The organism is Psychrobacter sp. ENNN9_III (genome assembly GCF_001462175.1).
Lineage (GTDB): Bacteria > Pseudomonadota > Gammaproteobacteria > Pseudomonadales > Moraxellaceae > Psychrobacter.
The window spans coordinates 1-9,313 of sequence record NZ_LNUO01000181.1 but is presented as its reverse complement, the minus strand read 5'-3'; the positions used below and the strand labels follow the sequence as shown (position 1 = coordinate 9,313).

General features: G+C 40.8%; 8 protein-coding genes and 1 pseudogene. 6 read left to right on the top strand and 3 right to left on the bottom strand.

The features are described 5' to 3' along the window. Both PENNN9_RS12855 and PENNN9_RS11130 read left to right on the top strand, forming a co-directional pair. A partial coding sequence (locus PENNN9_RS12855) for a hypothetical protein (protein ID WP_197409103.1) occupies window positions 1-534 on the top strand: 534 nt, incomplete at its 5' end. Window positions 535-637: 103 nt separating this feature from the next. Continuing rightward, window positions 638-1,447 carry a restriction endonuclease gene (locus PENNN9_RS11130; protein ID WP_227511808.1) on the top strand — a complete coding sequence of 270 codons (810 nt, stop codon included), beginning with the start codon at window positions 638-640 and terminating at the stop codon, window positions 1,445-1,447. Between the two features lie 250 nt (window positions 1,448-1,697). Here PENNN9_RS11130 and PENNN9_RS11125 read toward each other — a convergent pair whose 3' ends face one another. Further along, complete coding sequence (locus PENNN9_RS11125; protein WP_058369743.1) at window positions 1,698-2,591, bottom strand: pirin family protein; 894 nt, start codon at window positions 2,589-2,591, stop codon at window positions 1,698-1,700. Window positions 2,592-2,740: 149 nt separating this feature from the next. Beyond that, window positions 2,741-3,001, bottom strand: a complete 261-nt coding sequence (locus PENNN9_RS11120; RefSeq protein ID WP_058369742.1) for a DUF1289 domain-containing protein — start codon at window positions 2,999-3,001, stop codon at window positions 2,741-2,743. Between the two features lie 173 nt (window positions 3,002-3,174). Between PENNN9_RS11120 and PENNN9_RS11115 the strand changes: the two genes are divergently transcribed. From PENNN9_RS11115 to PENNN9_RS11105, 3 genes and pseudogenes are all read left to right on the top strand, one after another. After that, complete coding sequence (locus PENNN9_RS11115; RefSeq protein ID WP_058369741.1) at window positions 3,175-3,798, top strand: YqiA/YcfP family alpha/beta fold hydrolase; 624 nt, start codon at window positions 3,175-3,177, stop codon at window positions 3,796-3,798. Window positions 3,799-3,923: 125 nt separating this feature from the next. Then, a pseudogene (gene parE / locus PENNN9_RS11110) lies at window positions 3,924-5,812 on the top strand (DNA topoisomerase IV subunit B). 164 nt (window positions 5,813-5,976) lie between these two features. Continuing rightward, window positions 5,977-6,618, top strand: coding sequence for a lysophospholipid acyltransferase family protein (locus PENNN9_RS11105; RefSeq protein WP_227511807.1), 642 nt, complete (start codon window positions 5,977-5,979; stop codon window positions 6,616-6,618). Between the two features lie 165 nt (window positions 6,619-6,783). Here the strand turns inward: PENNN9_RS11105 and PENNN9_RS11100 are convergent, their stop codons facing one another. Beyond that, window positions 6,784-7,566 (bottom strand): SDR family NAD(P)-dependent oxidoreductase, encoded by a 783-nt coding sequence (locus tag PENNN9_RS11100; RefSeq protein WP_058369739.1) that lies wholly within the window; start codon window positions 7,564-7,566, stop codon window positions 6,784-6,786. Between the two features lie 309 nt (window positions 7,567-7,875). On the opposite strand from PENNN9_RS11100, the gene PENNN9_RS11095 reads away from it, so the two are divergent. Next, complete coding sequence (locus tag PENNN9_RS11095) at window positions 7,876-9,276, top strand: hypothetical protein (RefSeq protein ID WP_075103547.1); 1,401 nt, start codon at window positions 7,876-7,878, stop codon at window positions 9,274-9,276. The last annotated feature ends 37 nt before the right edge of the window (window positions 9,277-9,313 follow it).

The window sequence follows — 9,313 nt, the reverse complement described above, 5'->3', positions numbered from 1 at the left end:
CCCCCCCCTTTTCATTTTAAACCTTCAGAGAAAGTTGAAACTTGGCAAATTAGAAATTTCTCTGCTGCTGTACGTCGAGCATGGCTAAACACTATCAATGAAAGTCCAATTTTAAAAGCAAGGTTTAAAGATATTAGGGATAAGCATCCTTCAGAGTTTATGTTAGAAGATGCATCTTGTGACTCAAGTTTTAACAGTGTTTTACAAAGTCCAAGTAAACTGAAAGAGTCATACTTTGAAAGCTTTACAACACCTGATAAAACAGAAGAAGTGATTGTTTGGTTGCCTAATGAATATGGTGTAGTAGAGTGGAGTCCAGATAAAAGAATTACTGTTAAAGTCGGTTTGAATGCTTCGCTTGGAGCTGATTTAGGCTTTATCAGAGTCGGACAAGATTATTCATTATTCGATACAAGCAACGAAGTCGAATGGCTTCAAGTAGCCTATCGTGACGATGTTAGAGCGATAGAAACAATGAACTTTGGTAGTAGAAGTGTAGGTTGTGCAACAAATCATATTTTATGGTGTAAATAGCTAAAAAATTATTTAAACAAGATAAGAATATTTAATCATTATTTTTTGGTTATAGATATTCATTGTTCTAAGTTTAGCAAAATCCTAAAGTTTAAGAGAAGATATGATCAAAAAAATAGATTGGTTTGAATTCCAAGAAGATATAAAAGATCATTTTAGTTCGCTAGGAGCTGACGCAGAGACTAACGCTAGAGTGCAAGGAGTACGTACTTGTCATGACATAGATATATTCGTTAAAACTAGATTTTTAGGTGAAAACATTATTTGGATTATCGAAGCAAAACATTGGAAAAGTAAAGTAACTAAGGCTCAAGTACTAACACTAAGATCAATTGTAGATGATATAGGTGCAGACCGTGGGTTTATTATATCTTTAGCAGGATTTCAAAGTGGTGCTTTTGAAGCAGCTAATAACACTAATGTGAAACTTAAAACCTTTGATGAGTTGAAGGTTGATACTAAAGGACTGATCGAAACTGAAATTTTAAAAACATACTATAAGCGACTTTTACTTTTAGAAGATAGGTATTGGTCACATTCTAAGAAACTGAGAATCAAATACGGTCTTCGTCATGGTACAGCAGACTACTCAATGCAGTTTGTTGGGCAGCAGCTACTGTCTATAGCACGAACAGCTATTATGGCTGCAGAAGAGCGTAACTACCCTATAGATTTAGAGTCCTTTTTGAAGGAACAGAAGGGAGAGAGCATCGCTTATAATTTCCAACAGCTTTCAATGTGGCTAAATCTTAACTTAAATCATTTTGAAGAAAAGCTGCTAGTTGCTGAATGGAAAATGTATGAAAACAAAGAATATCATCCTGATACAAGATATAGAACTAAAGATGGTGAACAGACCACTACTGAGCTTATGGCTGAGACAATATACAAAGCTAGAAAAAAACGACGATAAAGAATACAAATAAAGGTGCTTCTTGATATAAATTCATATCAAAATTATTACTTCTCTAAAAAAATTCCCAGCTTCAACTACTTCCTTGAAATTAAAACACAATTGGTCACTTTGAAGTTGTCGTATTTTCTCAGTCGTCATGCCATAATTGACACTCAAAACAACAATTTTCCCCACAAAAAAAGCCCATATCAGCGAACTAATATGGGCATTAACATTTAATAGAGTATTTGAAAAATTAGACTAACCACTAAGCCCCTTCACCAAATTTACCACTTTGGAAGTCGGTGACGGCTTGCATGATTTCTTGCTGATTGTTCATGACAAACGGACCGTACTGCACAATCGGCTCACGTAGTGGGCGACCAGTGATTAAGATCACTTTGGTATCCTCACTACTATCAGCGGTAATGGTAACGCCATCCGTATTGTCATCATTTTTCAAGATAGCCATGGTCTTAGTCGGCACGGTTTCGCCTTCGATATCTACTTTACCGCGATATACAAAGGCAAATGCATTGTGATCGGCTGGAATGGCTTGGCTAAAGCTCGTTCCTGCTGATAAATGGATATCCAAGTACGTCGGCTCAGTGATGTCGCGGGTGACTGCGCCTTCTACGCCGTGTGAGGTACCTGCAATTACCGTGACGCTTACGCCATCTTCAGTAGTATATTTAGGTAGATCATCACTTTGGAAGTCTTTATACCAAGGGTCATTCATTTTATCTTTGGCAGGTAGATTGAGCCAAAGCTGGAAGCCTTCCATTGCGCCATCTTCTTGCTCAGGCAATTCTGAATGGATCACCCCGCGCGCTGCCGTCATCCACTGTACGCCGCCATTTTGCAATAGTCCTTCGTTACCTGCACTATCACGATGACGCATACGACCCGTAATCATATAGGTAATGGTTTCAAAGCCGCGATGGGGGTGGTTGGGGAAACCGGCGACATAATCGTCGGGATTGTCGCTTTTGAAGTTATCGAGCATTAAGTATGGATCAAGACGCTGTTGCAGCTGCTGCGTCAGCACACGAGTCAATTTGACGCCAGCACCGTCTTGGGTATCAACCCCAGCGTAGAGCTGTTCGATTTGACGTGATTGGGTGACAGTATCTTTTACACTATTTGCTATAGGATTAGCCATTATTCTCTTCTGCTTTTTTAATAACCGTTGATAATCATTAAGTTTTAACAATCTTCATTTATTTATTTCGAGGTTAGCAGGACAGATTCCAATGTTATTTGATAGAATCATTATATTAGTACTATTTATTGTTTATTAAGATTTAATAATTAAAATAACTCACCCACCTCAACCACTTCTTCAAAATCGAAGTCCAATTGCTGCCCTTTACGCTGGCGCATCTGCTCAATACGCTGTTTGCGACCTACGATTAGTCTTAGCACCTCACGACGTTGTTCGGTGTTCATACTTAACCATAATTGACGTTCAGTACGACTGCGTAGACAGCCGAAACAATAGCCTTTTTTATTACTAGTGCAAATCCCAACACAAGGATTGTCAATATCAAACAGTTCAATCTGCTCACTCATGACGTCTCCTTGTCTTTTTTTTATTTTGAATAACCTATTTTAAGTCAGTATTCATACTAATTTGATTTGACTATAGATTCGCGTTTTTAGCACTATTATCGCTATATGACTGGTGTTATGCTCACTATCTATCAATTTTTATAGTATAACCAATTACAAAGATGAGATTGCATATGAATATTGTGTACGTGCATGGTCTAGATAGCGATGCCAATTCTACTAAAGGACTTTTATTAGAGCAATATTGTCAACAGCATTGTCCTGATATCAAAGTACATCGTCCTGATTTAAATCAGTCGCCAGAGCAAGTGTTTAGTTACTTAACGGATCTAGTCAGTAAACTTAGCAAGGACGCCAAAACCGTCTTGGTAGGAAGCTCATTGGGTGGATATTTTTCAACGCTCGTCAGCAATCATACTGGCTGTCCTATTTTATTATTAAACCCTAGCACACAGCCGCATATTACTTTACAACGTTTTGAAGACGATAAAAACGCTGTTACTTTAAAAATGGATGACAATAAGGATGAGACGCTTTATACCACTCCTGGTGGCTGGGCGATGACGAAGGCAGACTTACAGTGGTTTGCTCATCATCAATTATTGTCGGTTGCCAATCCAAGTCAGGTCACTGTCATGCTCAAAAAAGACGATGAATTACTGGATGCCAATTTATCAGCAGCGTTTTACCAGCAGCAAGGTGCGACTGTCACCATACAAGAAGGCGGCGATCATAGGTTTAGTGATTTTGCTAAGCATTTGCCCAAAGTCATTGAAATGGTACAACAATTAGTCTGAGCTAGGTTGTCTTATAGAGACGACATTATCTGACGTAAGCTACTGACGATTGACGTAAAGAGCGCCATTTTTGGTTATAATGGTTAGATAGAAACAATGATATGTGAATAATAAAGGAAGGCATTTTGAGTCAATATAATGCACAATCGTTAGAAGTATTAGAAGGTCTTGAGCCGGTACGTCGTCGTCCGGGTATGTATACCGACACCACACGTCCCAATCATCTGGCACAAGAAGTCATCGATAATTCCGTTGATGAAGCGTTGGCTGGTTATACTAAAATCATAAAAGTTCAATTACATAGTGATGGCTCGTTGTCCGTTGAAGATGATGGTCGCGGGATGCCCACTGATATTCATCCTGAGTTTGGTCAATCAGGTATAGAGCTTATCTTGACGCGTCTGCATGCTGGCGGTAAATTTTCGACCTCTAATTATGAAGTATCAGGCGGTTTGCATGGCGTTGGCATCTCTGTCGTCAATGCACTATCGACGCGTGTTGAGGTAACGGTATGGCGAGACAGTACGCAGTTTGATATGGCGTTTGAAAATGGTGCGCCAGTCACAAAGCTTACTGAGTCTGTCAGTTCCAATAAACGAAAACGTGGTACTAGGGTACGTTTTTGGGCGGATGGAAGTTTTTTTGATACGCCCAAGTTCAATGTCAAACAGCTTAAGCACAATCTAAAAGCCAAAGCTGTGTTGGCCGCTGGTCTGACGATTGAATTCGTTGATGATATCAATAACGAAAAAGTCGTTTGGCAGTTTACCGATGGGGTGGTGGAGTACCTCAGTGAGCAGCTAGATGGACTGGAGACGTTACCACCCGCGCCATTTTATTATAATCACGAGGCAAAAGCAGGTGAACGCGCAGGCATTACCTTTGCGCTGTCTTGGTTGCCTGAAGGTGGCACGCCAATTCAAGAAAGTTACGTGAACTTGATTCCAACCGCGCAAGGCGGCACCCATGTTAACGGACTGCGTACTGGTATTTTGGAAGCCCTGCGTGAGTTTTGTGATATTCACAATTTACTACCACGTAGTGTGAAACTTACGGCAGAAGACGTATGGGACGGGATCAACTATATTCTATCGCTTAAATTCTCAGAGCCGCAGTTCTCTGGGCAAACCAAAGAGCGACTCTCTAGCCGTGAAGCGGCTGGTGCTGTGCAGACGCTTGCAAAAGATGCTTTTAGTCTGTGGCTCAATCAGCATGCTGATATGGTACGCAAATTGCGGAATTAGCCATCAATAAAGCGGGTCGGCGCTTAAAATCTGCCAAGAAAGTCGCCCGTAAGAAAATTACTCAAGGTCCAGCTTTGCCTGGCAAATTAGCAGATTGTCGTGGTGATTTGCGTGATGGCGCGGAGCTATTTTTAGTCGAAGGGGATTCGGCTGGCGGCTCAGCTAAGCAAGCGCGCGATCGCCATTATCAAGCGATATTGCCGTTACGTGGTAAGATTCTGAACACGTGGGAGGTATCATCAGATACGGTACTATCGAGTCAAGAGATCCATGATATCGCTATTGCTATCGGTGTCGATCCGGCCTCCGATGATTTGTCTGAGCTACGTTATGACAAAATATGTATTTTAGCCGATGCAGACTCTGATGGCCTACATATTGCAACGTTAATCTGTGCTCTGTTTGTCAAACATTTCCCTGCGCTCGTTGATGCAGGACATTTATTTGTTGCGATGCCACCTTTATACCGGGTCGATGTGGGTAAAGAAGTCCATTATGCACTAGATGAACCTGAACTTGCACATATCTTAGCCAATGTGCCTGGCAATAAAAAAGCGCAGATTACACGTTTTAAGGGGCTTGGTGAGATGAGTGCAGAGCAATTGCGTGAAACCACAATGAACCGTGATACTCGGCGTTTGGTTCAATTGGATATGGATGATATCGTCCTAACCAGTAGCATGATGGATATGCTGCTCGCCAAAAAACGTGCCGCTGATCGTAAGTCATGGCTTGAGGACAAAGGTAATTTGGCTGATATTTCATTGTAGATCTTCACTCTCGCTACAAAGTAGTTTGGTTTGTATGGCGTTTTATAATTTTTAAAATGCTTGGTATGGTTTATAATTTTTAAAATGCTAAAATTTTACAAAAGGCGATTTAGTCCTATTTACTTGAGGCTAGTATTCGTTTTTACTTTATAGGCTTTAATGTATTGTCAAAACTCCCTAAACTTAGTAAAAGACACTTGGGTGATTTAGTTCCAAGACGTGGTAACAAAGTCGCGCCGATCATCGCATCGTTGATGTTAAAAGCAGCTGGCTGGCGTACAGTCGGGGAGATACCAAATATTCCGCAAGCAGTGGTATTGGCACTTCCGCACACATCTAATGTCGATGGTATCTATGCTATTCCCAGTTTATTTGCGCTAGATCTAAAAATTAGCATCATGGGTAAGCATACTTTGTTTAAGGTACCTGTATTTGCACAGTTGTTAAATTGGATAGGTGTTATACCGATTGATCGTGGCAATAAAGGCTCGGTACTACAAGCGAGTATCGATAAGTTTAAAACTGGTAAGCCGCTATTTTTGGGCTTGGCGCCAGAGGGAACCCGTCAATATACCAAAGAGTGGAAGACAGGGTTTTACTATTTAGCAGTAGGAGCCAATGTGCCAATCTTGCCAGTAGCAATGGATTACAAAACCAAAGAGATACGATTTATGTCTTTGGTCTATCCTACTGGAGATATTGCAGGAGATTTGCAAAAGATTTATAGCCAATATCAAGGAGTGGTTCCAAGATATCCTGAGCGCTTGTCGCAGCCGCTACAAGATATTAATAACGCAGGTAATTGACACTTTTATTAAAGCAGGTCGTTGTTAGGTATCTATACCCAAAAGCCCCCGATATTTTAATATTGGGGGCTTTTTCATCTTAGTTCGTTGTAGTCTAAGTTTATCGTCGAGGCTTATAATAGTGTGATTAATATCTAACCATAATAAGGGTCTTGCTATCGGACTTTAAAAGTTTGGTTGACCATTAGAAGCATTAACACCGCCATCGACAGGCAAATTAACACCAGTAATCATCGAAGCATCATCACTTGCTAAAAATGTTATCGCTGCGGCAATATCTTCAGGAGTGGCAAGGCGACCTAGTGGGCAACGGGCCAAAAATTTGTTGGTTTTAGTCTCGTTGTTTTGGATAGCACTGGTCATATTGGTTTCAGTTACGCTTGGATTGACCGCATTGACTCGTACGCCATCTGGACCATGATCTAGCGCTAACGTACGAGTTAAATTGGTAATTCCAGCTTTAGCTGCATTGTAGGCGGCCATGTTCCAATCGCCTCCAATACCCGAAAGCGATGAGACATTAATGATACTGCCTTTCGTCTTGATCAGATATGGCATCGCGGCCTGACAGACATAGAAGGTACCGTTTAAATTAACATCAATCGCTGATCTCCAATCTTCAGCTGACACCTCAGTAATTTTACCTTGTATTGCTTTGCCAGCGTTATTTACTAATACATCAATCCTTTCAAACTTTTCTATGACTCGTTTTACCATCTCTTGTACTTGGCTTTGTACGCTAATATCACAGGTAACTGTAAGGTAATTGTCGGTATGAATCCATGTACGATCTGGGGGAAACTCTTTTGCGGTTTCTTCCAAAGTTTCAGCAGTACGCCCTACTAAGACGACACTGGCGCCTTCTTGGGCAAATCGAATGGCAGTTGCTCGGCCAATACCTGAGCCTGCCCCTGTAACGATGACTGTTTTTTCTTTAAAACGTTTCATGACCTTCAATCCTTGTTATTATAAGAGAGTAAATATATAAGTAAAACCAATAGAGGCGCTGTCGATCAGTTTATAATCCATAAATCGACGTCTAAATATGGTTACTTTATTATCATCATAACAAGTCATTGCTTTGAAAGCGACAATAAAGCTGCCATGTATAATAGTCTTCTTGTATATGAGTGTTACGGTGATTAAAGGCACTGATATGGGTATTTATCACGCTGTTGAGTTTTACTTTGCGTGTTAGGTATACATTGATACTTGTTCAAAAAAGTTGTATTTTTTCAAAAATAAGAGTTATGTATTGTGTCAGACCCTACCAAACCTCTCTCTAAACGATCCCTTGCGCTAGAAGCGCTCGCCTGTTATCTACAGTTGCCGCCTTCTGCTGTGAGCTTGCCCGTATCGCACTCATCGGATATACAATACTCTGCTTGTCAGTATTTTTACAAGTTGCCAGTAGGAGAGTTACGTATATTGGAAGTGTCATTGCCCCTACCTATCACAAGCAGTACGGTTGACATTGAGACTGCACGCATCGCTGTTATCAAAGCTGCAATGATATGGCAAAAGCATAGCTTGCAGCATCATGAAGATAGTGAGACTGCGTCTCATGCAGTGTTAGTAATAGATGTTCAGCTTGTAGATAATCAAGTATTAAATACCGATAAGACTAAAGACGGTAATAGGTTACCGGATACGGAATCTATCACCTATAGTTTTGGGGCAGGTTACTTTATGGAGCACTTGGTAGCAGATGTTGGTAAAGACGAGCAAATGCTGCAAGTGTTTAGTCGTCAGGATTGGCATCTAGCTATTGAAAGGGTTCAGACTCCTTGCGACCTATGGCAATTTTTGGACTTTCATTTAGCGCATCTTAGACAATCGCTCATAAGCGGGGTAGCCAGCTTTGAATCTGAAACAGCGCTTATCTCCCAATTTATGCATAGCAACGCTTTATTATCGCATGCTATAAGTGTAGACAATGCGCTTATCAAAAATGGATTGCAGGATGAGCCAAATTCGGCTTTGATCGCGATGAGTCTGGCACAAAAACAACAAGACATGAGTTTACAGCAGACCTATCACCAGCATCAAGAACAGGCATCGATATTATGGTCACAGCTTAGTAGACAAATCATTAGCTTGGCTAGTGAGCCGTCTACTACAACCAATAAAAAGGTGGTAGACGCACAGACTAGATGGCAACGACAGCTATTAGATGAGTCCTTGTTTTCGCGTCATGAGCTCATACGTACCCTATATAAACATTCTGAGCGTGCACTTACTATGAGGGAGCATGGGTATGTTATTCATCAGCACTCTTATACAAGTCTGGGTCGTCATTATGTGATGATATTTTATGGAAAAGGTAAAGACACCGTGCAGAGTAGAGCGGCTATCCAACCAAGGCTACAAGCAATTGCACAAGATGTTACACTTCGTTTGCCACTCGTAGAGCTACATCACATTATTGTGCTTGGCATTGAGTTTGTCTTAGAGAGTGACGAGACTTATCTAGACATAGATGCTTGGATTCAGCCAGTTGAGGCTATGACTCAAAAGGAGCGTCAGTTAACTAAGCAATTGCAGCGCTTAAATCAGCAAAACAAAATGCAGGTGCAAAATAATCAGCCAATAGACGACAATCAATCAACGCGGATGCAGTTAAATTTGAACGTACCTGCACGACCTACTAAGTTATAAGCATAAAATCCAAGCCATAAAAAAAGACAGCCTTACT

Bases quoted from the DNA above. Each gene is read 5' to 3' on its own strand.
- PENNN9_RS11115 (WP_058369741.1), top strand. From the start codon at position 3,175: ATGAATATTGTGTACGTGCATGGTCTAGATAGCGATGCCAATTCTACT.
- PENNN9_RS11125 (WP_058369743.1), bottom strand. From the start codon at position 2,591: ATGGCTAATCCTATAGCAAATAGTGTAAAAGATACTGTCACCCAATCA.
- PENNN9_RS11120 (WP_058369742.1), bottom strand. From the start codon at position 3,001: ATGAGTGAGCAGATTGAACTGTTTGATATTGACAATCCTTGTGTTGGG.
- PENNN9_RS11130 (WP_227511808.1), top strand. From the start codon at position 638: ATGATCAAAAAAATAGATTGGTTTGAATTCCAAGAAGATATAAAAGAT.
- PENNN9_RS11100 (WP_058369739.1), bottom strand. From the start codon at position 7,566: ATGAAACGTTTTAAAGAAAAAACAGTCATCGTTACAGGGGCAGGCTCA.